Origin of the sequence: Nocardia sp. NPDC059764 (genome assembly GCF_042732555.1) — a bacterium.
GTDB lineage: Bacteria > Actinomycetota > Actinomycetes > Mycobacteriales > Mycobacteriaceae > Nocardia.
Genome location: NZ_JBHWHH010000078.1, coordinates 1 through 25,887, shown reverse-complemented (window position 1 = coordinate 25,887; position 25,887 = coordinate 1). Strand labels below are relative to the sequence as shown.

25 protein-coding genes are annotated in these 25,887 nt (G+C 68.5%); 13 read left to right on the top strand and 12 right to left on the bottom strand.

The annotated features are described in order from the left end of the window. Positions 1–2 precede the first annotated feature (2 nt). On the bottom strand, positions 3–998 hold the full coding sequence (locus ACFV4K_RS18930) for a TIGR03617 family F420-dependent LLM class oxidoreductase (RefSeq protein WP_379276390.1): 996 nt from the start codon (positions 996–998) through the stop codon (positions 3–5). Between the two features lie 151 nt (positions 999–1,149). Next, a complete protein-coding gene (locus ACFV4K_RS18925) occupies positions 1,150–2,784 on the bottom strand; it encodes a GMC family oxidoreductase (protein WP_379276380.1) in 1,635 nt (544 codons plus the stop codon). 205 nt (positions 2,785–2,989) lie between these two features. Here ACFV4K_RS18925 and ACFV4K_RS18920 point away from each other — a divergent pair, with 205 nt between their 5' ends. Beyond that, a complete protein-coding gene (locus ACFV4K_RS18920; protein WP_379276378.1) occupies positions 2,990–4,222 on the top strand; it encodes a cytochrome P450 in 1,233 nt (410 codons plus the stop codon). Between the two features lie 63 nt (positions 4,223–4,285). Next, positions 4,286–4,750: a glutathione peroxidase gene (locus tag ACFV4K_RS18915; protein WP_379276389.1), complete on the top strand. Its 465-nt coding sequence runs from the start codon at positions 4,286–4,288 to the stop codon at positions 4,748–4,750. 23 nt (positions 4,751–4,773) lie between these two features. On the opposite strand, the gene ACFV4K_RS18910 is transcribed toward ACFV4K_RS18915, so the two are convergent. Further along, positions 4,774–6,138 carry a cytochrome P450 gene (locus tag ACFV4K_RS18910; RefSeq protein WP_379276376.1) on the bottom strand — a complete coding sequence of 455 codons (1,365 nt, stop codon included), beginning with the start codon at positions 6,136–6,138 and terminating at the stop codon, positions 4,774–4,776. 99 nt (positions 6,139–6,237) lie between these two features. Next, on the bottom strand, positions 6,238–6,801 hold the full coding sequence (locus ACFV4K_RS18905; RefSeq protein ID WP_379276388.1) for a TetR/AcrR family transcriptional regulator: 564 nt from the start codon (positions 6,799–6,801) through the stop codon (positions 6,238–6,240). 119 nt (positions 6,802–6,920) lie between these two features. Here ACFV4K_RS18905 and ACFV4K_RS18900 point away from each other — a divergent pair, with 119 nt between their 5' ends. Beyond that, the gene (locus ACFV4K_RS18900) at positions 6,921–7,328 is read left to right on the top strand and encodes a hypothetical protein (RefSeq protein ID WP_379276374.1); all 408 of its coding nucleotides are present in this window, start codon (positions 6,921–6,923) and stop codon (positions 7,326–7,328) included. Here ACFV4K_RS18900 and ACFV4K_RS18895 read toward each other — a convergent pair. The 7 genes from ACFV4K_RS18895 to ACFV4K_RS18865 all read right to left on the bottom strand — a co-directional run bounded on the left by ACFV4K_RS18895 (position 7,325) and on the right by ACFV4K_RS18865 (position 13,881). Then, the gene (locus tag ACFV4K_RS18895; protein WP_379276372.1) at positions 7,325–7,945 is read right to left on the bottom strand and encodes a hypothetical protein; all 621 of its coding nucleotides are present in this window, start codon (positions 7,943–7,945) and stop codon (positions 7,325–7,327) included. The genes ACFV4K_RS18900 and ACFV4K_RS18895 overlap by 4 nt on opposite strands. A gap of 68 nt (positions 7,946–8,013) precedes the next feature. Beyond that, positions 8,014–8,880 carry an LLM class F420-dependent oxidoreductase gene (locus ACFV4K_RS18890; protein ID WP_379276371.1) on the bottom strand — a complete coding sequence of 289 codons (867 nt, stop codon included), beginning with the start codon at positions 8,878–8,880 and terminating at the stop codon, positions 8,014–8,016. Between the two features lie 15 nt (positions 8,881–8,895). Then, a complete protein-coding gene (locus ACFV4K_RS18885) occupies positions 8,896–10,368 on the bottom strand; it encodes an FAD-dependent oxidoreductase (protein WP_379276369.1) in 1,473 nt (490 codons plus the stop codon). A gap of 30 nt (positions 10,369–10,398) precedes the next feature. Beyond that, the gene (locus ACFV4K_RS18880) at positions 10,399–10,773 is read right to left on the bottom strand and encodes a carboxymuconolactone decarboxylase family protein (protein WP_379276367.1); all 375 of its coding nucleotides are present in this window, start codon (positions 10,771–10,773) and stop codon (positions 10,399–10,401) included. Then, positions 10,770–11,648, bottom strand: a complete 879-nt coding sequence (locus ACFV4K_RS18875) for an NAD(P)-dependent oxidoreductase (protein ID WP_379276365.1) — start codon at positions 11,646–11,648, stop codon at positions 10,770–10,772. Before ACFV4K_RS18875 ends, ACFV4K_RS18880 begins: the two co-directional genes overlap by 4 nt. After that, positions 11,645–12,397 (bottom strand): SDR family oxidoreductase, encoded by a 753-nt coding sequence (locus ACFV4K_RS18870; RefSeq protein ID WP_379276364.1) that lies wholly within the window; start codon positions 12,395–12,397, stop codon positions 11,645–11,647. Before ACFV4K_RS18870 ends, ACFV4K_RS18875 begins: the two co-directional genes overlap by 4 nt. Before the next feature lie 11 nt (positions 12,398–12,408). Beyond that, complete coding sequence (locus ACFV4K_RS18865; RefSeq protein WP_379276362.1) at positions 12,409–13,881, bottom strand: aldehyde dehydrogenase; 1,473 nt, start codon at positions 13,879–13,881, stop codon at positions 12,409–12,411. 231 nt (positions 13,882–14,112) lie between these two features. On the opposite strand from ACFV4K_RS18865, the gene ACFV4K_RS18860 reads away from it, so the two are divergent. The 9 genes from ACFV4K_RS18860 to ACFV4K_RS18820 all read left to right on the top strand — a co-directional run bounded on the left by ACFV4K_RS18860 (position 14,113) and on the right by ACFV4K_RS18820 (position 23,269). Continuing rightward, positions 14,113–15,318, top strand: coding sequence for a cytochrome P450 (locus ACFV4K_RS18860; RefSeq protein WP_379276360.1), 1,206 nt, complete (start codon positions 14,113–14,115; stop codon positions 15,316–15,318). Then, positions 15,319–16,113 (top strand): SDR family oxidoreductase, encoded by a 795-nt coding sequence (locus ACFV4K_RS18855; RefSeq protein ID WP_357087731.1) that lies wholly within the window; start codon positions 15,319–15,321, stop codon positions 16,111–16,113. A 2-nt stretch (positions 16,114–16,115) separates the two neighbouring features. Further along, positions 16,116–16,319 (top strand): ferredoxin, encoded by a 204-nt coding sequence (locus tag ACFV4K_RS18850; protein ID WP_379276358.1) that lies wholly within the window; start codon positions 16,116–16,118, stop codon positions 16,317–16,319. Beyond that, positions 16,316–16,879 (top strand): nuclear transport factor 2 family protein, encoded by a 564-nt coding sequence (locus ACFV4K_RS18845; protein WP_379276357.1) that lies wholly within the window; start codon positions 16,316–16,318, stop codon positions 16,877–16,879. The genes ACFV4K_RS18850 and ACFV4K_RS18845 overlap by 4 nt, the downstream gene beginning before the upstream one ends. Continuing rightward, positions 16,873–18,129 (top strand): hypothetical protein, encoded by a 1,257-nt coding sequence (locus ACFV4K_RS18840; protein WP_379276355.1) that lies wholly within the window; start codon positions 16,873–16,875, stop codon positions 18,127–18,129. Before ACFV4K_RS18845 ends, ACFV4K_RS18840 begins: the two co-directional genes overlap by 7 nt. Positions 18,130–18,154: 25 nt before the next feature. Beyond that, positions 18,155–19,765 (top strand): acyl-CoA synthetase, encoded by a 1,611-nt coding sequence (locus ACFV4K_RS18835; RefSeq protein ID WP_379276354.1) that lies wholly within the window; start codon positions 18,155–18,157, stop codon positions 19,763–19,765. 65 nt (positions 19,766–19,830) lie between these two features. Then, positions 19,831–20,541, top strand: coding sequence for an acetoacetate decarboxylase family protein (locus tag ACFV4K_RS18830; protein ID WP_379276352.1), 711 nt, complete (start codon positions 19,831–19,833; stop codon positions 20,539–20,541). After that, a complete protein-coding gene (locus ACFV4K_RS18825) occupies positions 20,538–21,308 on the top strand; it encodes an SDR family NAD(P)-dependent oxidoreductase (RefSeq protein WP_379276350.1) in 771 nt (256 codons plus the stop codon). The genes ACFV4K_RS18830 and ACFV4K_RS18825 overlap by 4 nt, the downstream gene beginning before the upstream one ends. A 179-nt stretch (positions 21,309–21,487) precedes the next feature. After that, positions 21,488–23,269, top strand: coding sequence for an ABC transporter ATP-binding protein (locus ACFV4K_RS18820; RefSeq protein ID WP_379276349.1), 1,782 nt, complete (start codon positions 21,488–21,490; stop codon positions 23,267–23,269). Between the two features lie 47 nt (positions 23,270–23,316). Here ACFV4K_RS18820 and ACFV4K_RS18815 read toward each other — a convergent pair whose 3' ends face one another. Continuing rightward, positions 23,317–24,138 (bottom strand): crotonase/enoyl-CoA hydratase family protein, encoded by an 822-nt coding sequence (locus tag ACFV4K_RS18815; protein WP_357087710.1) that lies wholly within the window; start codon positions 24,136–24,138, stop codon positions 23,317–23,319. Positions 24,139–24,275: 137 nt separating this feature from the next. Here ACFV4K_RS18815 and ACFV4K_RS18810 point away from each other — a divergent pair, with 137 nt between their 5' ends. Next, on the top strand, positions 24,276–25,865 hold the full coding sequence (locus ACFV4K_RS18810) for a succinic semialdehyde dehydrogenase (protein ID WP_379276347.1): 1,590 nt from the start codon (positions 24,276–24,278) through the stop codon (positions 25,863–25,865). Positions 25,866–25,887 lie beyond the last annotated feature (22 nt).

Below are 25,887 nucleotides of genomic sequence, written 5' to 3'. Positions count from 1 at the left end.
GATCAGGCGTGCAGTGCGGTCACCAGGTCGGCGATGGCCTCGTCGCCGACCTGGTAGCCGGGGAAGTAGCAGCAGACGCGAGCGGCGGTGTCCCCGAAACGATTCCGGATCCGGTCGGCGCATTCGGCGGGCGTACCGCTGACGGTGAGCGCGTCCACCATGGTGTCGTCGATCAGTCCGGCCATCTCCCGCCAGCGACCCTGCTTGGACAGCAGATTGAGCTCGGGCTGCAGATCCGCCCAGCCCTCGACCTCCAGCACCGCGCGGTAGGCGGGCGTGGAACCGTAGAACGCCAGCAGGTTTCGCACCGCCTTGCGCGCCGCGGCCAGCTCCTCTTCCGTATCACCCATGGCCACAATGGCTTCCACGATGATCTCGAACGGCCGGGTGGAGTCGCCGCAGCCTTCTTCCACCGCGGCGAGGGTCCGCTCCCGATAGTGGCGCTCGGTATTGAACGGCATGACCAGCAGCCCGTCCGCGACCTCGGCGGCCATGGCGGTCATGCGCGGACCCAGCGCGCCGACCAGCACCGGCGGCGGCCCGAAGGGATTGGGCCCTGGATCGAATTGCGGCGTCATGAGCGTGTGCTGCCAGAACCGCCCGCGGTAGTCGAGCCGCTCCCCGGTCTGCCAGGCCCGCAGAATCGCCTGCACCGCGAGCACCGTGTCGCGCATCCGCTCCACCGGCTCCGACCAGACGCTGCCGTACCGCTTCTCGATGTGCGGCCGGATCTGGCTGCCGAGCCCGAGCCGGAACCGCCCGCCCGAGAGCGCCTGCAGATCCCACGCGGTGTGCGCGAGGTGCATCGGGCTGCGCGGGAACGCCATGGCCACATTGGTCATGATGTCGGTTCCGGCGGTGGCGGCCAGGGTGAGCGGCGCGAACACGTCGTGCGCGCCCTCGAAGGTGAACACGCCGTCCACCCCGAGTTCGCGCAATCGCGCGGCGCGCGAAGCGGATTCGGCCAGTGGCGCGTTGAGCCACAGATCGACGGGCAGGGACACCGCTGACTCCTCGGGAGAAAGGACAACAGCCCCGGGCCGAGAGGTAGGAGGCCCGGGGCTGTCGCAGGTCAGCGATGGTCGTGGCCGCTGACCCGCGCGCCGGAGCTACCAGGGAAGTAGCAGTCTCCGGAGCGGCTCGGTGGGATTACTGTCCGCCGTTGATGAACTCGGCGGCCTTCTCGCCGATCATGTAGCTCGGCGCGTTGGTGTTGCCGCCGGTGATGCTGGGCATGATCGAGGCGTCGGCGACGCGCAGGCCCTCGATGCCGTGCACCTTCAGGGTCGGGTCGACGACCGCGCGCTCGTCCACACCCATGCGGCAGGTGCCGACCGGGTGGTAGATCGAGTGCACGCGGTTGGGGAGCTCGCGGCGCAGCGCGGTCTCGTCGGCCCACTGCTGGCCCGGGAAGAAGTTCTCGGTCCAGTCGCCCGCGATGCTCGCGTGCGACATGATCTCCTTGATCATCTTGATGCCCTCGACCAGGAACTCGGTGTCCCACGGGTCGGTCAGGTAGCCCGGGTCGATGAGCGGCGAGGCGAACGGGTCCGCCGAGGCCAGCTTCATCTCGCCGCGGCTCTTCGGGTAGATGAGCGACGGCATGATGGTGAACGCCGGGCGGCGGTCCACCAGGTGCAGCTTGTCGGCGTCCTGGTTGGGCGTCGGGTAGCTCCACGGCAGGGTGTGGATCTGCATGTCCGGGTGGTCGCCCTCGGCGAACTTGGTCTTGACGAAGCCGGCGGCCTCGAAGACCGTGCGGCCCATGAAGGAGCTGCCCGGGTTGCGCATCTCCTTGAGGATGCCGCGCGCGAAGTAGGTCGGGATGCCGCGGTGGAGGGCCTTCTTGGACACGAAGGTCATGGGCACGAACAGGTGGTCGTGCAGGTTCTGGCCGACCGGCAGGTCCGCGACGACCTCGATGCCGTGCTCGCGCAGCTGCGCGGCCGGGCCGATGCCCGAGAGCATGAGCAGCTGCGGGGAGCCGATCACACCACCGGAGACGATGACCTCCTTGGCGGCCTTCACGATCCGGCGGGTGCCGTTCTTCTCGGCGATCTCGACGCCGGTGGCACGGCCGTTCTCGATGACCACGCGGGTGGCGTGCACGTGCGTGAGCACGGTCATGTGCGAGTTCGGCATGTTGGTGATGAAGCCGCGCGAGGAGCTGTAGCGGATGCCGTCCTTGACGGACTGCTGGAAGATCGAGATGCCTTCCTGCGACTCGCCGTTGTAGTCCTTGATGATCGGCGTGCCGAGGGACTCGGAGGCGGCGGTCATGAACTGCTCGGCGATCGGGGTGATCTCGCGCGGGCGGGTCACCTCGATGGGGCCGCCGGTGGCGCGGTAGTCGTCGGCGCCGTCGACCCAGTTCTCCAGGCGCTTGTAGGCGGGCAGGACCTCGTCGTAGGACCAGCCCTTGTTGCCCTCGGCGGCCCAGGAGTCGAAGTTGGCCTTGTTGCCGCGCACGTAGAGCATGCCGTTGACCGAGGACGAGCCGCCGAGCACCTTGCCGCGGGTCATCGGGATCTTGCGGTCGTTGGCGTGCTTCTGCGGGACCGAGTACTGCTTCCAGGTCACCAGCTTCTTCAGCTGCGGGACGGTGTGGACCATCGAGATCATGCCGGGACGGGTGACCAGCTGGGAGTTGTCCTTGCGCCCGGCCTCCAACAGGATCACGCTCGCGCCGGCCTGCGCGAGGCGCCCGGCCAGGACCGCGCCGGCGCTGCCCGCGCCAACGACGACGTAATCGGCTTCGGACGTGGAGCCCGGGGAAGGGGTCATATCAGTTACCTCATCTTCGAGTGTGCCTGGCATCACTGTAGAACAGGTTCTAGTCTGCCGACACCCGGGATGGGCTGTCCAGTCTCGAGATCGACTTCGGGTTGGAGGCTGGAAACGCCGCCCTCGGGCCGGTCGGCATGGTTGAATTCCTGTGAAACACGTTCCAATTTCGTGATCTTAGCGGCACCTTGCCCGAGGAGGAACAGTGTCTGTTCCGTCACTGCCCGTCGGCTTCGACTTCACCGATCCCGCGCTCTGGGCCGACCGCAGTCCGGTCGAGGAATTCGCTCTGCTGCGGCGCACCGCACCCGTCTGGTGGAACGCGCAGACTCCCGAACAGGCCGCGCCCATGGGCGACGACGGCTACTGGGTCATCACCCGCCATGAGGACGTCAAGGAGATCTCGCGCAAACCCGAACTGTGGTCCTCGCGCCGCAAGGGCTCGATCATCCGGATGCCCGCGGACTCCCTGCCCGAACAGCTCGAACTCGGCCGCGACGCGCTGCTGGTGAATATGGATCCGCCCAAGCACACCAAGATCCGGCGGATCGTCGCCAAGGGTTTCACCCCGCGCGCGGTCGAGGGGCTGCGCGCGGCGCTCACCGAACGCGCGGAAAGGATTGTCCGGGAGGCGAAATCGGCCGGGGGCGGCGATTTCGTGCAGCAGGTGGCGGCGGAGCTGCCGTTGCAGGCCATCGCGGAACTGCTCGGGGTGCCGCAGGACGATCGGTACAAGCTGTTCCACTGGTCCAACCAGCTGATGAACAATGACGATCCGGAATTCGCCGGTCAGAACATGGCGGCCAATGCCGAACTGCTCGGCTACGCCTACACCATGGCCGAACAGCGCCGCGCCTGCCCGGCCGGCGATATCGTCAGCCAGTTGGTGAACGCCGATGTCGACGGCGAGGCGCTGGGCTCCGACGAATTCGGTTTCTTCGTCATCCTGCTGGCGGTGGCCGGCAACGAGACCACCCGCAATGCCATCGCGCACGGCATGAAGGCCTTCATCGACCATCCCGATCAATGGGAGCTGTACAAACAGCGGCGGCCGCGCACCGCGCCCGACGAGATCGTGCGCTGGGCCACGCCGGTGGCGGCCTTCCAGCGGACCGCCACCCAGGACACCGAACTGGGCGGGCAGAAAATCCTGGAGGGCCAGCGGGTCGGGCTGTTCTACAGTTCGGCCAACTTCGACGAGGAGGTCTTCGACCGCCCCTTCGAATTCGATGTGCTGCGCGATCCCAATCCGCATGTCGGATTCGGCGGCACCGGAACGCATTTCTGCGTCGGCGCGAATCTGGCCCGGCTGGAGATCGACCTCATGTTCAATGCGATCGCCAACGCGATGCCGAATATTCGCGAGGTCGCGCCACCGCAGCGGCTGCGGCACGGCTGGATCAATGGGATCAAGCATTGGCAGGTCCGCTACTCCTGAACCGGTGACCCCGTCGAACCCGTTCTAGAATTCGGCCTTGTGACCAATCTTCGCGAGATTCCGCTGCGCACCCTGACCGACAAGCCCACCTCGCTGGCCGAGCTGGCCGACGACCAGGTCGTGCTGCTGGTCAATGTCGCCTCCAAGTGCGGGCTCACCCCGCAGTACTCGGGCCTGGTCGAACTCCAGCAGACCTACGGGTCGCGCGGGTTCACCGTGATCGGCGTGCCGTGCAACCAGTTCATGGGCCAGGAGCCGGGCACCGCCGAGGAGATCGCCGAGTTCTGCTCGGCGACCTACGGCGTGGACTTCCCGCTGCTGGAGAAGAGCGACGTGAACGGCGACGGCCGCATCCCGCTGTACCAGGAGCTGACCCAGGTCGCCGACGCCGAGGGCGCGGCCGGGGACATCCAGTGGAACTTCGAGAAGTTCCTGATCGGCCGGGACGGCTCGGTGCTGGGCCGTTTCCGCCCGCGCACCGAGCCCAAGGACGCGGCGATCGTCACCGCGATCGAGGCCGCGCTCTGATCCGCCTCGCGGCAGAGCTCTGATCAGTCCTGGGGCGGCCGGGCGCGGCGGCGATAGCGGACCGCGCACGGTTGTTCCAGCTGGACCACCATCTTGGAGTGGTCGTTGCGGTAGCTGTCGGACGGCTGCGCCAGTTCGAACTCCCAGTCCCGCAACAGGATCGAGAAGATCGCCTTCAGCTGCATGAGCGCGAACGCCGCGCCCACGCAGCGGTGCCGGCCCGCGCCGAACGGGATCCAGTTCCAGCGGTTGGCCAGATCCTCCTGATTCGGGTCCAGGTAGCGGCCCGGATCGAAGTGCTCCGGGTCCGGGAACGCCGCCGGAATCCGGTTGGAGACAGCGGGACTCGCCGCCACCAGGTCGCCGGGATCGATGCGGTGGCCGCACACCTCGAACTCCTCGCGCGCCACCCGCATCAGGATGATGAGCGGCGGGTGCAGCCGCAGCGCCTCCTTCAGCACCGCCTCCAGATTCGGAATCTGGCGCAGCGCATGGAAACTCACGTCCGCGCCGTCGGCGTAGAGGGTGTCCAGCTCGGCGACCACCTGGTCGAGCACCTCCGGATGCCGGAGCAGTTCGATGATGGTCCAGGCGGCCGTGCCCGAGGTGGTGTGGTGCCCGGCGAACATCATGGAGATGAAGATGCCGGTGACCTCGCTGGCGGAGAACCGGGGCTGCCCCCGCTCGTCGCGCACCGACACCAGCACGTCGAGCATGTCCCGGTCGTCCTTGCCGGTCGGCGGATTCGCCATTCGCCCGGCCATGATGTGGCGCACCAGCTTTACGAGCTGGTGGCGGGCCTCGTCGCGGCGGCGGAAGCTCTCGATATCGGCGTACGGATCGACGTAGCAGTAGGCGTCGGTGCCGCGCTCGAGCTCGTGGTAGAGGTGCGCGAAGCGGTCATCGAGCTCCTCACGGAACTTGGTCCCGATCAGGCAGGCCGAGGACGTGTAGATGGTGAGTTCGGCGAAGAACTCGAGCAGGTCGATCTCACCTTCGTCGCCCCAGCGGGCCAGCATGCGCTCCACCTCGCGGGCGATGGTGGTGGCGTGGCCGCGCATCTGCTCGGCGCGCAGGGCGGTGTTGTGCAGCATTTCCTTGCGCCGCTCGGGTGGGGCGTCGAAGACCACGCCCTCGCCGAAGATCGGCTTCATGAACGGATATGCCGCGGCTTGATCGAGTTCATCGTCGCCGGCGCGGAAGAAGAACTCGTTGGCCTGCGCGCCGGTCAGCAGGATGACATCGCGATCCGCCAATCGGAACGAGCCGATATCACCGCATTCTTGCCGAACCCGAGCCATGAGGGCGATGGGATCGGTGCGGAATTCCTCCAAGTGGCCGTGCTCGTGCTCGCCACCGGATACCGCGCGCGGTTTGACCAGGGTCATCTGTGACCTCCCGGGTAGACACCTGTCCAGACGGTACTACGGGAGGGATTGCACGGCAAGGGATCCCGCGGATTCCCACGCGAAATCGGAATGGTTATTTCAGGGCCGCAGGATGTGCAGCGCGGATTTCTCCATGCGCTCGGCAATTTCGGCGTAGGACGCGTAACCCATGCCCGCGCGCACCAGCGCGCCCGCGTAGATCATCTCGAGCGTCTCGATGAGTTCGGGATCGGAGTCGGAGCCCAGCGCGTCGATCAACCGTCGCCGGATCTCACCGCCGATCCGCAACCGCAGATGCGCCACATCCGGATCGACACCCAGCAGCGCGGCCGTCACCGCGCCCGCGAGGGTGGGTTCGTCGGCCATCAGCATGGCGATCTGCCGCAGCACCGCCAGCACCCGGGTGGTGGAGTCGACGCTCTTCCCGGCGGGTGCGTCCGTGGCGGCGAGCCGCCGCCAGAACATCTCCGCGACCAGGTGTTCCTTCGAGGAGAAATATGTGTACGCGGTGGCCGTGCCGACCCCGGCCTGGGCCGCGACCATGCGCACGGTGAGCCCCGCGAACCCCTCCCGGGACAGCACGTCCATGGCCGCCCGGGTGAGCTTGTCCACGGTGTCGGCCTGCTTCTCGGTGAGCCGCCGGCGGGTGGCCTCCATGCTCACCGCTGAGCGGTCGGAAAGGGGATCAGACACGTGTCCGGATGCTACTATGACTCGGCCCGCCGAGCAACTCGCGGTATGCGCGATCGGTATGAATGAGACCGCACCGGAAAGGCTTTCGAATGCTCCCCGCCGCGCTCTCCGCCACCCCGCGCGAATTGCCCGCACTCATCGAGCAAATCGCCGCCACGCTGCCCCCGGACGAGGCCGCGGCATTGTCCGAGGCCGCCCGCACCTATGCGAGCAAGGGCGCGATCCTGGAGATCACCACGGCACCCGGCGACGCCGCCGACGCGTACGCCACCGCGGTCCGGGAATGGCGCACCCCGCTGCGCCTGCTGCTGATCACCGACTCCGCCGCCGCCGACCGCGCCTACGACGACTGGTCGCACTGGGTGGCGGGTGGCGGCCTGCTGGCACTGCGCGCCGCCGACGAGCTCTACCGCCGCGCCGAGGCCACCGGGAAGTTCCGCACCCTCGCCGCCGCCGGAACCCTGCGCGTCCTGCAGCGCATCGCCGCCTGCAATTAGCGGCTCGCCGCCATGTCGGCGTTCAGCGCGCGAATGTAGGCGATCGCGAAGTCCGGGAACAATTCCCGCGGGTACGCCCCGTCGTCCAGGCCTCGCAGTTCGACCACGCCGTCCTCGATGCGCACCGCGTTGATCCATTCGTACCGGATGCGGGTTCGGCGGCTGGTGTGGTACTGCGGACCCTCGCCGAAGGCCACCGCTGCGGGCGTCACCTCCAGGTCGCGGATGCTGTCGTAGCGGATCCGGCGGTGGGTGTCCGCGCCCACCTGGATGTCGAACGCGGCCGGGCCGAACCGGGTCGCCATCACCGTGCCCGGCGCGGCCATGGCCGAGAACAGGGCCACCGTCCGGGCGGGATCGGAATTCCAGCGCCGCCGGTACATCCCGACCAGCGCCGCACAGGTCGCCAGCCCGATCAGCAGGCCGCCGAGCGACCACAGCGAGTACAGCACGATCGCCGTGATCACCCAGCGCAGCGCATTGCGTCGTCGTCGCCGGGAATGCCGCCGCACCCAGGCCAGCGCCGACTCGGCCAGCGCCCGCGCGGTGTCCTCGTGCGTGATGAACACCGCGGTCGGGTCGGGCAGGCCGGGCATCGGCGGCAAGGGTTCGAACACGGCTCGAGCGTACGATTCTCGCCGCCGTACCGAATCCGCAGGTGAATCGGCCATTGCGGCCGATCCGGTCAGGCGGACGGGACCTGGAGACCCAGCGGGGCGAGCTTGGCGGCCAGCCGGTCCAGGTAGGCGAGGACCTCGTCCTCGGACTTGTCGGGCAGACCGTAGACGGCGTCGGTGACCCCGGCTTCGGCCCAGGCCGCGAGCTGTTCGGCGTCCGGCTTACCGGCCAGCGCCACTACGCGCGGAGCGCCCTCGCGGCCGGCCTCCTGCCAGTGCTTCAACAGCAGGGCGGTGGAAGCGGAGATGTCGGACTCGTACGGCGTGGTGATCCAGCCGTCGCCGGAGCGGGCGATCCACGTGAAGGTCTTCTCGGTGCCGCCCGCGCCGATCAGCAGCGGAATGTGCGACTGGACCGGCTTGGGCCAGGCCCAGCTGGGGCCGAAGGAGATGAAATCGCCGCTGTAGGAGGCCTCTTCCTCGGTCCAGAGGGTCCGCATCGCCTCCATGTACTCGCGCAGCACGGTGCGGCGCTTGTTGCCGGGGACGCCGTGGTCGGTGAGTTCGTCGGTGTTCCAGCCGAATCCGGCGCCGATGGTGACCCGGCCGCCGGAGAGGTGGTCCAGGGTGGCGATGGTCTTGGCGAGGGTGATCGGGTCGCTCTCGGTGGGCAGCGCCACCGCGGTGGACAACTCGATGCGCGAGGTGACGGCGGCCGCGGTGCCCAGCGCGACCCATGGGTCGAGGGTGCGGGTGTAGCGGTCGTCGGGCAGTTCGCTGGTGCCCGTGTGCGGGTGGGCGGCGTCGCGCCGGATCGGGATGTGGGTGTGCTCGGGCACGTAGAACGAGTCGAAGCCGCGGTCCTCGGCGGCCTTGGCGGCGGCCGCGGGCGTGATGCCGCGGTCGCTGGTGAAGAGGACGATGCCGAAACGCATGGGGGAGAGGTCCTTTCAGAGCTGCTTGGCAGCGGAGACGCCCGCGCGGCGGCCGAAGAAACTGCCGTCGCCGAGGGAACAACCGGAGGCGTATCCGCCGGCGCAGATGCCGGAGGTGACGCGACCCGCGGCGTACAGGCCGGGGATCGGTTCGCCGGAGACGTGGAGAACCCGCGAGTCCAGATCGGTGCGCAGGCCGCCGAGGGTGAAACCGCCGGTGTAGCCGCGCAGGTCGTAGGCGCCCAGCGGCGTCCGGATGGGCTTGACCCATTCGGACTTCTTGTTCATGAACGGGTCGTTGCCCTGCGCCGCGTGGTGGTTGTAGAGGTCGATGGTCGACTGGAGGGTGTGCTCCGGCAGCCCCATCTCGCCTTCCAGCTCCGCCACGGTCTCGGCGACCCAGGTCGGCGCGATGCGCAGGAACGACATGGACGACTTGGTCTCCATGGCCTCCTCCAGCGCGAGCTCGTCGATCACCAGGTACGCCTTGTTGTCCTGATCCTGCAGCACGGCCTGACCCATGCGCCCGGGGTAGGTGTCCTCGGTGATGAACCGCTGCCCGTGCCCGTTCACCAGGATGCCGCGCGCCACCAGCTGCGGGTCCACCACCAGGGCCACCTCGGTGGCGTCCATGTGGGCGAGGTCCGCGCCGAGCGCCTGTGCGACCCGGATGCCGATGCCGTCGTGCTCCTCGACCGTGGCGGCCGGGCGCCCGGCGATCTTGGGCGCGAACTGTTCCACCATCTCGTGGTTGTAGGCGAAGCTGCCGGTGGCCAGCACCACGCCGCGCTCGGCGCGCACGTGCACCGGCTTGCCGTAGCGGGTGGCGGCCACGCCGACCACGCGGCCGGTCTCGTCCACGATGAGCCGCCGCATGCGCACGTCGTACTCGTGCCGCACGCCGAGCTCGTCGGCCTTCTGGGCGAGCGGCTCCATCAGCATGTAGCCGCCGCCCTTCTCGCCCAGCTTCTTGTCCTTGGTCCAGGCCAGGTGACCGCGCGGGGCGGGCGGGATCCTGTCCTTGAACGGGGCGGCGTTCTCGCCGCCGGAGAACATCAGGCCCTCGTCGGCGGGCGGCTCGTAGCCGGGTTCGCCCCAGAACACCTCGTTGAACGGGACACCCTGCGCGACCAGCCAATCGAAGTGCTCGACACTGCCCTGGCAGTAGTCATGGATCTTGGCCTTGTCGACGCCGGGGCCCAGGGCCGCGGTGAGGAACGCCTCCATGTTCTCGGCGGTGTCCTCGAAGCCCAGTTTCTTCTGGAGCGCCGTGCCACCGCCGAGATAGATGAAGCCGCCGGACATGGCGGCCGCTCCGCCCCAGCCGCCGGTGCGTTCCAGCACCAAGACATCGGCCCCGGAGCGGGCGGCCTCGAGGGACGCGCACACTCCGGCGATGCCGAAGCCGACGACCACGACGTCGGCCTGGTGGTCCCAGGTCTCGACCTCGCTGGCCAGGAGTGGCCGGACGCTAGCGATTTCCGCCATGTTCTCTGAATTCCTCACTGCGGGTAGGGATTACTTCTTCTGGTCCTTGGCGAGCGTCTTGCGGACGGCGCCGTCGAGCTTGGTGGCGCCGGGCCAGCCCACGTAGTGGGCCAGGAACACCGCGATCTCGCGCAGCTGGTCGGCATCGAGCTCGCCGTTGCGCAGGGCCGCGCCCACCTGGATGTCGAGGATGTCCGCGTGCCCCTGCGCGGTGATCGCGCCGAGCAACAGCAGGCGCCGGTCACGCGTGGAGAGGCCGGGCCGGTTCCAGATATCCGCGAAGAGATGGTCGGCAGTGACCTCGAAGAACGGGTCGCCGGAGAAGTTCGGCAGATCGAAGCCGTACACCTCCGACATCTTCTTCAGGCCCCGCTGGCGCTGCTCGGAAGGCGGCTGGTCGGTCATTTCTGCTCCTTCGCAATGGATCCTGGACCCACGCCGAGTCCGTCTCCCAGGTTGTGCAATGACTGCCGCGCCAGCGGTAGGTCGAGATCCAACCGGCCCGCCAGATCCAGGGCCAAGGACAGGTCCTTCTCACCGAGATCGCGGACATGGCCGAGGATGGGGAACCAGAAATCGTCCGCCTCGACCGGCGCGGTGGTCTTGCGCAGCATGATCGCGCCCGGCCCGCCGGTATGCGAGTCGGAATGCCGGACCACCTTGCCGAGCGCGGAGATATCCAGTCCGGCGGCCTCCGCCAGCCGCTGCGCCTCCGACGCCGCGGTGAAGGCGACGAAGTGGAGCAGGTTGCGCGCCAGCTTCATTCGAGTGCCGGAACCGACCTCGCCGGCGTGGATGACCAGCGATCCGAAGCGTCCGAACGGCTCCCGCACGGCCTCGAAGGCGGCGGTGCTGCCGCCCACCATCACCGCGAGCGCGCCCTGCTGCGCGGCGGGGGCGCCACCGCTGATCGGCGCGTCCACGAATTCCACTCCGTGCGCGGCGCATTCGGCGCCGAGCTCGACGGCGGTGCGGTCGGAGATGGTGGAGTGCACGGCGATCACGGTGCCGGGCTTCGCCGTCCGGAGCAGTCCGTCGGGGCCGGTCACCACCGTGCGGACCTGCTCGTCGTCGAGGACGACGACCGAGATGACACGGGAGCGTTCGGCCAGGTCGGCGGGGGTGGCGGCGGCTGTCGCCCCCGCATCGGTGAAGGGCCGCAACGCATCCGCGCGCATGTCGCACACCACCAGCCCGCCCGGCCAGTCGACCAGCCGCTGCGCCATGGGGGCGCCCATGTTGCCGAGTCCGATGAACCCGATCGAGATGTCGTCGCTCATGGCCGGAACACCTGCCCGCCATCGACATTCAGCACCTGACCGGTGACCCAGGCGGCATCGTCGGACAGCAGGTACAGGCACGCCCCGACCATGTCCTCGGTGGTGCCCAGGCGCTCGAGCGCCATCTGCTTCACCAGCTGATCCACGAACTGCTCGGGCACGATGCTGCGGGTGGCCTCGGTGTCGGTGGGCCCCGGTGCGATGGCGTTCACCCGAATCTTGGAGTGCCCCAGCTCATGTGCCAGCTGCTGGGTGAGGCTGTTGATCCCCGCCTTGGCCAGCCCGTAGAACCCGGAGTAGGTCCAGGCGGCGGTGGAGGACTGGTTCACGATGGACCCGCCGCCCGCCTTCGCGATGTGCTTGTACACCGCCCGCGTCACGTTCAGCGCGCCGTCGAGATTCACGCCCATGAACTTCTTGTAGTAGTCCCACGGCACGGATACCAGCAGGTCGAGCTTCATGTCGCCGTAGATGGCGGCATTGTTGACCAGGTGGTTGATGCCGCCGAACTCGGCGACGGTGAAATCGGCCAGGGCCTTGGCGGACTCCGGATCGGCGACGTCGACCGGCGCGAAGACCGCGACCCCGCCGCCGGCGGTGATCTCCTTGGCGGTGGCTTCGCCCAGTTCGCTGTTGAGGTCGGCGACAACGACTTTCGCGCCTTCGGCGGCCAGCGCCTTCGCGTACGCCGCCCCGATGCCGCGCGCGGCGCCGGTGACGATGATCGACCTGTCGGTGAATCGGCTCATGTCGGTACTCCTCAGACGCCGGTCGCGATGAGTTTGGTCTCGGTGTATTCCTCGAATCCGAGGACGCCCATTTCCCGGCCCACGCCGGACTGCTTGTAGCCGCCGAAGGGTGCGTCGGCCGAATACCAGATGCCGCCGTTGACACTGAGCGTCCCGGTGCGCACGCCGTTCACGACCTCGCGCAGCCGCTCGGGATCGCTGCCCCACACCGTGCCGGACAGGCCGTAGGGGGAGTCGTTGGCGATGCGGACGGCATCGGCGTCACCGTCGTGCGGGATGACGGTGAGAACGGGCCCGAAGATCTCCTCCTGGGCCACGGCGGAACTGTTGGGCAGACCGGTGATCAGCGTCGGCTCGACGAACCAGCCATGCTCACGGTCGGGCCGCTTGCCGCCGGTGACGATGGTGCCGCCCTCGGCGCGCGCGATGTCGAGGTAGCGCTCGATCCGCGCCCGCTGTCGTTCGGAAATGACCGGGCCGCACACGGTTCCGGGTTTCGCCGGGTCGCCGGGCTTGATGCCCGCCATGGTGCGTGCCGCGGCTTCGACGGCTTGATCGTGCAGTTCGCGCGGCACCAGCAGGCGAGTGCTGATCGCACAGCCCTGGCCCGCGTGCACGCACACGCCGAACGCGGCATAGCTCGCGGCGGCCGCGATGTCGGCGTCGTCGAGCACGATGAACGCCGACTTGCCGCCCAGCTCCAGGAACACCTTCTTCAGGGACGCCGCCGCGGCGGTCATCACGGCCTTGCCGGTCTGGGTGGACCCGGTGAACGAGATCATGTCCACCCGCGGATCGGTGACCAGCTGCGTGCCGAGGCCGTGATCGTCGGAGGTGACGATATTGACCACCCCGGCCGGAATATCGGTCTCCTCGGCGATGATCCGGCCCACGGCGGCCGCGCACCACGGGGTGTCGGGTGCGGGCTTGAGGACCACCGTGTTCCCGGCCGCCAGCGCCGGACCCAGCTTCGCGAAGTTGATCTGGTGCGGGAAATTCCAGGGCGTGATGGCCCCGACCACGCCGATGGGTTCGCGCCGCAGCCGGCGCGAGCTCTTGATCCCCATGGGCGCGGCGACCCCGAGATCGGTTTCCCACGCGTAGTTCTCGGCCAGATCGGCGAAGTAGCCGAGATCCCCGACCGGTCCCTCCAGCTGCGGGCCGCTGGTGAGCATGCGGGGCGCGCCCGCCTCGGCGATGGTGATCTCGCGCAGTTCCTCGATGTGGCCGCGCAGGGCGTCGCGCAGCTGCCGGAGGCAGGCCGCGCGGAAGGCCGGATCGCGGGACCAGTCGGTGGTGTCGAAGGCGGTGCGGGCCGCGGCGATGGCCGCGTCCATATCGGCGGAGTCGGCATTGGCGGCGTAGCCGAGGGGTTCCCCGGTGGCCGGGTCGGCGGTGGAGAACACACCGCCGCCGCCGGGCGTCAACTTGCCGCCGATCAGCAGGTGCGAACCGCCGTCGGGGACGAGATCGCTCGGGCTCATAGGTAGCTCCCATGCTGTCCGGACACGTGTACGGACTATAGGTTCGCGGCTCGGAAACGCGCAAGAACAGGTTTCAGTTTCTGCGGTCCGGCCGATTTCTTCGCGGGATTCCGTTGTGAGGTGATCCCGTCGCTAGTACCGTACAGACACATGTCCAGCTACGTGTCTCCGTTGCTGGAAAACGTTCATCAGAGCCGATGAACGAGTTATCGAATACGAGGTGGACCCACCATGACCGCAGCCTCGCTGGAGCCGCTGCTGTTCGACCCCTACGACTACCGCATCCACGAGGACCCCTACCCCGTGTACCAGCGGTTGCGCACCGAGGCCCCGGTGTACCACCACCCCGACCTGGACTTCTGGGCGCTCTCGCGGCACGGGGACGTGGCGGCCGGCTTCCGGGACAACGTGCGCCTGTCCAGCGCCAACGGGGTCTCGCTCGATCCCGCCGCCTGGGGGCCGCACGCCTGGCGAACCATGTCCTTCCTGGCCATGGACGACCCCCGGCACCTGCGCCTGCGCAAGCTCGTCTACCAGGGCTTCACACCCCGGCGGGTGACCGAGATGGGCGAGCGGATCCACGAGATCACCCTGCGCTACCTCGAACCCGCGCTGGCGAGTCGCGATTTCGACTGGATCGACGCGGTCGCCGGCCAGGTCCCGATGGACGTCATCTCCGAACTGCTCGGGGTGCCCGAAGCCGATCGCGCCGAACTCCGGCGGCTGGCCGACCTGCTGGTGCATCGTGAGGAGGGCGTGCTGGACGTGCCGGTCGCGGCCATGGAGGCGGCCATGAAACTCGCGGGCTACTACAACGAGATCCTCGCCGAACGGAAGCGCAAACGCGCCGACGACCTCACCTCGGCCCTGCTCGACGCCGAGGCCGACGGGGACCGGCTGACCGAGGAGGAGATCCTCGGCTTCATGTTCCTGATGGTGGTCGCCGGCAACGAGACCACCACCAAACTGCTCGGCAACGCCCTGTACTGGGCGGGCCGCAATCCCGAGCAGTACGCCAAGGCCGCCGCCCACCCCGAACTCGTGGAGGACTGGGTCGAGGAGACCCTGCGCTACGACGCCTCCAGTCAGATCCTGGCGCGCACCGCCGCCGAGGACCTCGAGTACTACGGGCAGACCATTCCCGCGGGCTCGAAGGTGCTGCTGCTCATCGGATCCGCCAATCGCGACGACGCCGTCTTCCATGACCCGGACCGCTACGACCTCGAACGCGGCGACAAGGGCGGGCTGATCAGCTTCGGCCGCGGCGTGCACTTCTGCCTCGGCGCGCACCTGGCGCGGCTGGAGGCCTCGATCGTCTTGCGCGAGTTCGCCGCTCGCGTCCGCTCGTACGGCATCGCCGACACCGGTATCCAGCGTGTGCATTCGGTGAATGTGCGCGGCTTCGCCCACTTGCCCGTCTCCGTGGAGGTTCGCTGAATGGCCCGCTTCGCACCGCATCCCGCCCGCCGCCCCGCCATCGTCGCGGGCGCGTCCTCCGGAATCGGGGCCGCCACCGCGGAAGCCCTTGCCGCGCTGGGACACCCGGTCGCGCTGGGTGCGCGCCGGGTGGAGATCTGCGAGACCCTCGCCGAGAAGATCCGCGCCGAGGGCGGGGAAGCCTTCGCCGGACGGCTCGACGTCTGCGACACCGCCTCGGTGCACGAATTCGTCACCGCCGCCGAAGCGGCGCTCGGGCCCACCGAGGTCCTGGTCTCCGGCGCGGGCGATCTCGAATTCGGGCAGGGCTGGGAGATGGATCCCGACCTGTTCGAATCCCAGGTGCGGGTGCACCTGGTCGGCGCCCAACGCCTCGCGCACCGGGTGCTGCCCGGCATGATCGAGCGGCAGCGCGGCGACTTCGTGGTCATCGGCTCCGACTGCGCGGTGCGGGCCCGGCCCGGCGCGGGCGCGTACAACGCCGCCAAGACCGGCGTCGAGGCCTTCGCCACCCAGCTGCGCATGGAGTTGGAGGGCACCGGCGTGCGCTCGTCCATCGTGCGGCCGGGCCAGACCCTCACCGGCATGGGCATGCAGGCCACCCCGGAAGTGGTGGGTCCGCTGCTGGAGAACTGGGTGAAATGGGGATTCGCCCGGCACCCGCAGTTCCTGCGGCCCGCCGATCTCGCGGCGGCCGTGTCCGCGGTCGTGTCCACCCCGCGCGGGGCGCACCTGGTGCTGGTGGAGGTCCAGCCGGAAGCGCCACTGCGCGAACCGAATCCGGAAGGACCCTGACCATGCGCCTGGTCGTCGATCTCGACCTCTGCCAGGGCCACGCCGTCTGCCAGGACGAGGCCCCCGACCTCTTCGAGGTGCCCAGACAGGGACAGGTGCGGATCCTGCGCACCGACCCCGGCGCCGACCTGGACGCGGCCCGCGCCGCCGTCCGCTACTGCCCGACCCAGGCCCTGTCGCTCGTAGACGACAGCGCTGTCGAATGAAGGAGACAGCCGTGAGCTGGTCCCGAGACGAACTCGACGAGATGATCCGCCGTTGGGTGGACGAGAACAAACAGTGTGAGGCGGCCGGGGACTGGAAACCCCTCGAACACTTCTACACCGACGACGCCACCTACGGCTGGAACTACGGTCCGCAGCAGGAATTCATGGCCGTCGGACGCGACGAGATCCGCGATATCGCGCTCGGCCAGGAGATGTTCGGGCTCGAGGGCTGGACGTATCCTTACCAGGAATTCGTGGTCGACGAGCGCACCGGCAGCGTGATCGGATTCTGGAAGCAGGTCAACGATCAGCAGCGGGCCGACGGACGGCCCTACAGCCCGGAAGGGCTCGGCGGCAGCTGGTTCCGCTACGCCGGTGACTATCAGTGGAGCTGGCAGCGCGACTTCTTCGACTTCGGCAATGTGACCGCGCTGTTCGTGGAGATGATCTCGAACAACGCGCTCTCGTCCGGCATGCGCAAGCGCATGGAACGGTCCATGTCGGGCGAACCGCTGCCCGGCTGGTACCCGGTCGGGAAGGGGCCGGCGCCCCTATGGTGACCAGCAGATACGCATCACTCACCAGATCCGAACTGGCCCTGCTGGTTCCGGAACTGCTGCTGTGCGGGCACCTCATCGACCGGTCCGGGATGGCGCACGTGCTCGGCGCGCTCGGCCGGGAGGGCATGACCGCGGTCGCCATCGACGAATGGCAGCTGGCCAGCCCGGTCTACACCCGGCGCATGCGGCGGGCGCTCGGCATCACGAGTGACGGGGTGGCCGCCATCTTCAAGGGCTTCCAGCTGGATATCGGTGCGCCACCGCAGTTCATGGACTTCCGCTACAAGGTGATCGACCACGATCACGGGGAATTCCATCTCGACCACTGCGGCGCGCTCGCCGACGTCGAGCCGATGGGGACCGAATTCGTGGTGGCCATGTGCCACGACATCGAGGATCCCACCTTCGACGCGACCGCGCTCGCCACCAATCCGCACGCCCAGGTGCGGCCCGTGCACCGGCCGCCCCGCGAACCCGCCGATCGGAAACCGATGTGCGCGTGGACCGTCACCATCGATCCCGCGCACGAACCGCCGACTCCGCACGAGGACGCCCAGGTGGTGGCCGGATCCGAGGCCGCCGCCACCGTGCTCGACCCCATCGACCCGGAAGATCCAGGGCAGGCGGATTACGCGGGGCCGCTGCTGAGCGACCTGCGGTTCGAGGACTTCTCGCGCTCGGCGCTCATCCGGATCGCCGACGAGGTGTGCCTGCAGCACCACCTGCTCACCCTCGGCTACCGGACCGCGGTGGAGTCACGCGCGAAACCGGAAGTGGCGCTGGACATCCTGCGCAAGCAGTTCACCGGCATCGCGGGCCTCACCGCCGAACGTATCCGCACCGCGCTCGGGCTCGGCGACGATATGGCGGCGCTGGCCAAGGTGCTGCGCCTGCACCCGGCGCTGAACCCGGCCGCCTATGTCGACGTCGACGTCACCGCCGAGACCACCGGCGGCGAGCAGCTGGTCGAACTGCGCATCGGCCGCGGCTGCGGCGCGGTCGACGACGGCGCCTGGCCCGCCCTGCTCGACCCCGGCCATCTCCAGCCGATCGATGCCCTGGTGCGCGGGGTGAACCCGCGTTTCCACGCCCGGGTCCGCGAGGCCGCCGACTGCGGACTCACCCTCGAAATCGGTTGCGCCGACCTGCCCTTCCGGGAAGCCGACGAGGTCGCCATCACCCGGTTCAGCTCCGGCGCGGCCTTCACCTTCACCGACCGGGGCACACCGCTGCCGCTCACCGTCCTGTAGTCGGAACACACCAGGAGAAACGGCCATGGCGTGCAACTTCGCCGACCTCTACGAACATTCGGCCGACGCCGTGCCGGACCGGACCGCCGTGATCGAGGGGACACGACGGCTCACCTTCGCCCAGCTCGACGCCCGCGCCAACCGGCTCGCCCACCACCTGGCGGCGGCCGGGGCCGGGCCCGGCACCCACATCGGGTTCCACATGCACAACAGCATCGAGAGCCTCGAAACCCTGCTGGGCTGCTACAAGATTCGCGCGGTGCCGGTCAATATCAACTACCGGTACCGGGCCGAGGAACTGCGCTACGTCTACGACAACGCCGACCTCGAGATGGCGGTGCACCACCGCTGCTACGCGCCGCTCATCGAGGAGATCCGGGATCAGCTGCCGAAGTTGCGGCACACCCTGGTCGTGGAGGACGACCAAGGGGGAGCGGGACTGCCGAGCCGGTCGCTGCCGTACGAGGAGGCGCTCGAATCCGCCTCCGACATGCGGGATTTCGGGCCGCGCAGCGCCGACGACCACTTCATCATGTACACCGGCGGCACCACCGGCCTGCCCAAGGGCGTCATCTGGCGGCAGGAGGACATGTGGCGGGTGCTCGGCGGCGGCATCGACTTCTACACCGGGGAGCCCGTCGCCGACGAATACCAGCAGTCCCGGGTCGCGGCGCAGAACGAGTTCCCCATGACCTGGTTCGTGCTGCCGCCGCTGATCCACGCCGCCGCCATGATGCCCACCTTCACCGCGTTGTGGTCCGGTAACGCGGTGCTGTTGCAGCCGCGCTTCGATCCCGACGAGGTGTGGCGGGTGGTGGCGCGGGAACGGCCGCACGTCCTGGTCGTCACCGGCGACGCCATCGCGCGGCCGCTGGTGGACTCGTATCGGGCCGCGCCCGTGGACGCCTCCTCGCTCGTCTCCATCGGATCCGGGGCGGCGCAGCTGACTCAGCCGGTGAAGAACACACTGCTGGAACTGTTTCCGAGCACCCTGGTCACCGAGTCCATCGGGTCGTCCGAAACCGGTTTCGGCGGAATCGGATTCGCGCAGAAGGACGACGATCCGGCTCGCGCGCCACGGGTGAACACCGGCCGAGGTGCGTTGGTGGTCGACGAGGACGGGCGGCCGGTCGCACCCGGCGGGGAGGGATGGGTGGCCAAGACCGGCAATGTGCCGATCGGGTACTACAAGGATCCGGTCAAGACCGACAAGCTGTTTCGCACCGTCGGCGGAGTCCGGATGGTGATCACCGACGATCGCGCGCGCGTCGAATCCGACGGGTCGGTCACGTTGATCGGGCGCGGCAATATGGTCATCAACACCGGCGGCGAGAAGGTCTTTCCCGAGGAAGTGGAGGCTACGCTCAAGGCGCATCCGTCGGTCTACGACGCGGTCGTGGTGGGGGTGCCGCACGAGCGATGGGGTCAGCTGGTGGCGGCCGTGGTGTCCCCGGCGGACGGCGACATCGACCTCGCGGCCCTGGAGGCCCATGTGCGCGAGCGTCTCGCCGGATACAAGCTGGCGCGCCGGATCTGGGTGGCCGAGACCGTCGCCCGCACCCCGAGCGGGAAGCCCGATTACCGGTGGGCCAAGGCATATGTCGCCGAGCGGGCGCCAGACCATGAAAGTAGGTGACCGGTGAGCGGTCGAACTGCGCGAAACAACCGGCGCGCCTAGGTGAAACCTGTTCTAATTCGAACATGGTAGATGCGCACACCGTGCTCGGGGAGCGGGTCGGCATGCCGGTGCGAATCCGGCACGCGGACGCGAGTTCGGCGCTGTTCCTCGTCGACGCCCGCGCCGCCGCCGAACTGCTCACCGGCACCGGGCTGGAGCCGCTCACCCTGCTCGGCAAGGCCGTGCTCTCGCTGGCCTTCGTGCGCTACGTCGACGGCGACCTCGGGCCGTACCACGAATTCGCGTTCTCGATCATGGCGAAACAGCCCGGACGCAGGGACAGCACCGGGGCCTACATCCACTGGCTGCCGGTGAACCAGAGCTTCACCTGCGAAGCGGGACAATCGATCTGGGGCTTCCCCAAGCTCATGGCCGACATCGACATCACGCCCGACGGGCGCGGGCACCGGTGCGAGGTCCGCGTCGACGGGCAGTTCGTGCTCGCGCTGCGAGTCGCGGACGGCGTCCCGATGCCCGCCGGCGCGGGCGGGGCCTCCATCGACGCCTACACCTCGCGCAACGGAATCCTGCGTCGCACACCCTGGATCATGAACCCCGGCCAGGTCCGGGGACGGCCGGGCGGCGCGCGCATCCAGCTCGGAGACCACCCCGTCTCCGATCAACTGCGCGCCCTCGGGCTGCCCGGGCGGGCACTGTTCTCCAGCCGGATCGGCGCGCTCCGTATGACTTTCGAGGACGCCGCCACCGTCTTGCAGACCCAGGAGGTCCGATGAGCCGCATCGCACTGGTCACCGGAGCGGCCAGCGGTCTGGGCCGCGTCGTCGCGCAACGCCTCGCCGCGGCGGGCTGGCAGGTGGCCGCCGTCGACGTGAACGCCGACGGGCTGGCCGTCACCGCCGCCCGCTCGCCCAACACCCACACCTACGAATGCGACGTCTCCGACGCCGCGCAGGTCCGGGCCGTCGTCGACAAGGTGCGCTCGGAACTGGGGACCATCGACCGGCTGGTGCACGCGGCCGGCATCGGCCATGTGCACGCCTCGGTGCTGGACCACGACGTGGCCCTGATCCGGAAGATGATGGACGTCAACTACATCGGGACCGTCAACCTGGTGCAGGCGGTCGTGCCCGCCATGCGGGACGCGGGCGCGGGGACCGTGGTGCTGTTCGCCTCGCTCGTCGGCTGGCTGCCCTCACCCGGCATGGCCGGATACACCGCGTCCAAGCACGCGGTCATCGGCTTCGCCGAGAGCCTCTCCTACGAACTGCACGGCACCGGCGTGCGCCTGCTCGTCGTGTGCCCGCCCAGCGTCGAGACCCCGTTCCTGGACGGGGTCCGCGAGGAGAACGCCGGCGTGCTCGGCAACGCGGTCCCCGTCACCCCGGAATTCGTCGTCGACACCCTGGAAAAGGCGTTGGCCGCGCCGAAGACGCCGCTCTACGTGTTCCCCGGAGAGGCTCGGCCCGCCTACTACATGCGGCGATTCCTGCCGGGCGTGGCGCGCGCCATCATCCGGCGCACGATCCGTCCGGTCGAGTAGACCCCCCGAACGTGGATGCCGGCACGTGCTCCGATCGGCATCCGCTCCGGTGCTGGGCGGCCGGGCTCTGCGGCCGCCCAGTACCTGCATCCCGCGACCATCCAGCAATAATTCAGTAGCGCTATCACTCCCCTCCGGGCACTCTGGGCTCTCTGCACGCACTAGCCGAGAGGAGATGAATGAGTACGCGCACGTCCGCGGTACGGCTGGTTCTGCGCTATTACGGCCGGGAAATGGCCCGGCGCAAAGCCATCACGATCACGGCCATGCTGGGGCCCGCCTTCGGCAATATCTGCCAGCTCTACATCGCGCCGCTGCTGGTCGCGATCGTCGTCGGCAAGGTCGCCGCCACCAGCGACTCGTCCATCGGTGCGCTCGCACCCTACGTGGTGGGGTTCGGCGCGTTGCTGTTCATCGCCGAGGTATGCTGGCGCATCGGCATCCACTTCCTGAACCGGTTGGACGCCAACGGGATCGAGAACCTCTACAACACCGCGATGGACGAACTCCTCGCCAAGGACTCCGCGTTCTTCCACAACAACTTCGCGGGCTCGCTGACCAAGCGCGCGCTGAGTTTCGCCACCCGGTTCGAGGACTTCGCCGACACCTTCGCCTTCGAGATCGTCGCCGCCTTCGTGCCGCTGACCTTCGCGTCGGTGGTGCTGTGGCGCTACGACCCGATGCTGGTCATCGTGCTGCTCGGCCTCATCGCCGTCAGCGGCGTGGTCGTCGCCCCGCTCATCCGCCGCCGCCAGCATCTGGTCGACGATCGTGAGGCGGCCATCGCCCTGGTGTCCGGGCACGTCTCCGACACCCTGTCGAACATGCAGGCGGTGCGGGCCTTCGCGGCCGAACCCGAGGAGATCGCCGAACACCGGCGGCGGGTCGCGGCGCAACGGCGAAAGTCGTTGCTGTCGTGGGATTACAACAATCTCTACATCGACACCGCCATCACCCCGCTGATGGTTCTCGTGAACGTGGCCGGACTGCTCATCGCCCTCGGCATGGGCGGCGGGCACGCGTCGGTCGAGGTGATCATGGTGGCCTTCACCTACTACTGGAACGCCACCGGGATCATGTTCCGGTTCAACCAGATCTACCGGCGAATGGAGAGCACCACCACCGAGGCCGCGCAGTTCACCGAACTGCTGCTGGAATCGCCGACCGTGCTCGACATCGCCGAACCGGAACCCTTGCGGCCCAAGGGGTCCGACATCCGGTTCGAGAAGGTGAACTTCGCGCACCCGGGGGCGCAGCCGCTGTTCCGCGGCCTGGATCTGGACGTGCCCAGCGGCGCGCGCATCGGCCTGGTCGGCCGGTCCGGCGGCGGCAAGAGCACGCTCACCCAGCTGCTGCTGCGCATGATGGACATCGACGGCGGCGTGATCCGCATCGGCGGACAGGACATCTCGCGACTGCGCCAGAGCGATCTGCGCAGCCTGCTGTCCTACGTGCCGCAGGACCCGGCCATGTTCCACCGGTCGCTGAGCGACAACATCCGCTTCGCCCGGCCCGAGGCCACCGACGAGGAGGTGCGGCGCGCCGCCAAGGCCGCGCACGTCACCGAATTCGCGGACGGGCTGCCCGACGGCATGGACACGCTCATCGGCGAGCGCGGCGTGAAACTGTCCGGCGGACAACGCCAGCGGGTCGCGCTCGCGCGGGCCATCCTGCGCGACGCGCCGATCCTGCTACTGGACGAGGCCACCAGCGCCCTCGACTCCGAGAGCGAGCTCCTGGTGCAACAGGCGCTCTGGGAGTTGATGGAAGGGCGTACGGCGCTGGTGGTCGCGCACCGGCTGAGCACCGTCGCCGGGATGGACCGGCTCATCGTGCTCGATCGCGGGCGGATCGTCGAACAGGGCAGCCACGAGGAGCTGCTGCGCGGCGAGGGTACGTACGCGCAGCTGTGGCAGCACCAGTCCGGCGGATTCCTGGCCGAGGAAGTGGCCGCCCGCTGATGGTTCGAGGTGGTGACGGGAGAGGTTCCGTCACCACCTCGAAATCCTCAGTTGCCCTGGAAGTTCGGCTTGCGCTTCTCGGCGAACGCGCGCGGGCCTTCCTTGGCGTCATTGCTGCGGAAGACCGGCAGGCCGACCTTGGCGTCGATCTTGAACGCCTCTTCCTCGTGCAGGCCCTCGGTGTCGCGGATGACCTTCAGGATCGCCTGCACGGCCAGCGGGCCGTTGTTGTTGATCAGCTCGGCGATCTCCAGGGCCTTGTCCAGCGCGGTGCCGTCCGGCACCACGTGGCCGATCAGGCCGAAGTTCAGCGCCTCCGCGGCGGTGATGTGACGGCCGGTCAGCAGCAGCTCCGCGGCCACGGTGTACGGGATCTGCCGCGGCAGGCGCACCGCCGAGCCGCCCATCGGGAACAGGCTCCACTTCGCCTCGGACACACCGAACTTGGCGCTCTCACCGGCGATGCGGATGTCGGTGCCCTGCAGGATCTCGGTGCCGCCCGCGATGGCCGCGCCCTCGACCGCCGCGATCAGCGGCTTGGTCAGACGGCGGCCCTTGAGCAGACCCGGCATGCGGGACGGGTCGAAGGCCGAACCCTCCTTCATGCCGTCCTCGGGCTTGTTCTTGTTCATGTTCTTCAGGTCCGCGCCCGCGCAGAACGCGCCGCCGGCACCGGTGAGGATGCAGGAGCGGATCTCCGGATCGTTGTCGACCGTGTCCCACGCCTCGGTCATGATGGCCAGCATCTCGCCGGTCAGCGCGTTCTTGGACTTCGGGCGGTTCATGGTGACGATGAGCGTCGCGCCACGCTTCTCGACCAGCGCGTGCGGCTCGGTGTTGGCGGGGGTTTCAGCAGTCGCTGCGGTCATCGCCGACCCTTCTTTCGATATGGACGAACCAAGATTCCGGCACGAAAGTACCCCGCGCCGTTGTCCTAAACAATAACGTGTTCTAGTTTGGACCATGGTGACCGCCGTCACGGGCGGCAAGTAGTGGAGAGAGTCCCATGAGCACAACGAGCAAGGCCAAGCTGCCGCCGCGCGTCACGGAATCCCTCGTCAACCGGCTGACCGCGATGGTGACCGCGGGCAAGGCCGGCGAGGCCCGCGAGCCCTTCGAGATGACCGAGGTCTACACCGGCGACGTCGTCGGCTACCTGCCCCAATCTTCCCCCGAAGACGTGGTGGCAGCGGCCGAAATGGCCCGCGCCGCGCAGAAGGAATGGGCCGCTCGGCCGCTCAAGGACCGCCTCGCCGTGTTCGAGCGCGCCCACGAGCTGCTGCTCACCGAGATCGAGACGCTCGCCGACCTGATCCAGATCGGCTGCGGCAAGGCCCGGCGCATGGCCATCGAGGAAGTGTGCGACACCCCGCTGGTGATCGCGCAATACCTCAAGACGGCCGAGAAGACGCTCAAGCCCAAGAAGCGCTCCGGGCCCATGCCGGTCATCACCTCCTCCACCGAGGAGCACCGGCCGAAGGGCGTCGTCGCGGTCATCGCGCCATGGAACTTCCCGTTCGCCATCTCCATGTCCGACTCCACCCCGGCGCTCATCGCGGGCAACGGCGTGATCATGAAGCCGGACAACAAGACCGCGCTGTGCACCCTGTACGGCATCGAGCTGCTGCACAAGGCGGGGCTGCCGCGCGGGCTCGTCCAGGTGGTCTGCGGCGTCGGCCCCGACGTCGGCCCGACCCTGATCGACAATGTCGACTTCGTCATGTTCACCGGCTCCACCGCCACCGGCCGCACCATCGGCGAGCAGTCCGGGCGCAACCTGATCGGATGCAGCCTCGAGCTCGGCGGCAAGAACCCGATGATCGTGCTCGACGACGTCAATTTCGACGAGGCCATCCCGTCGATCCTGTTCGCCGCCTTCGGCAACGCCGGCCAGATCTGCATGCACATCGAGCGCATCTATGTGCAGGAACGCATCTACGACGAGTTCCTGCGCCGGTTCAGCGCGGCCGCGGAGGAACTCGCCGCGAAGACGGGCGCGTCCTACGACTTCGAACCCGAGATGGGGTCGCTGGTCTCCGTCGACCACATGAAGCGCGTGGCGGCGCATGTCGACGAGGCGCGGGAGAAGGGCGCGACCGTCGTCACCGGCGGCAACCCGCGTCCCGATCTCGGACCGGCCTTCTTCGAGCCGACCGTCCTCACCGACGTCACCAAGGACATGGCGCTGGCCACCATGGAGACCTTCGGGCCGGTCGTCAGCATCTACAAGTACAAGACCGACGACGAGGCCGTGGCTCTCGCGAACGACACCGCGTATGGATTGAACGCCGCCATCTGGACCGGAAACATCGACCGCGCAACGAAACTCGCCGAGCGCATCGATTCCGGCTCGATCAACATCAACGACGGCTTCATCACCAGCTACGCCGCCAAGGGCACGCCGTCGGGCGGCGTCAAGCAGTCCGGCGTCGGCACCCGGCACGGCGCGGCCGGCCTGCTGAAGTACACCGACACCATCAACGTCGGTGTCCAGAAGAAGCAGATCATGGCCTCCCGCTCGTCCATGCCGTACGAGAAGCAGCTCAAGTCGACCCTGGTCACGCTGCGGCTCATGCGTCGCCTGCACCTGGGCTGACGGCTGCGGTAAACCGTTCCAC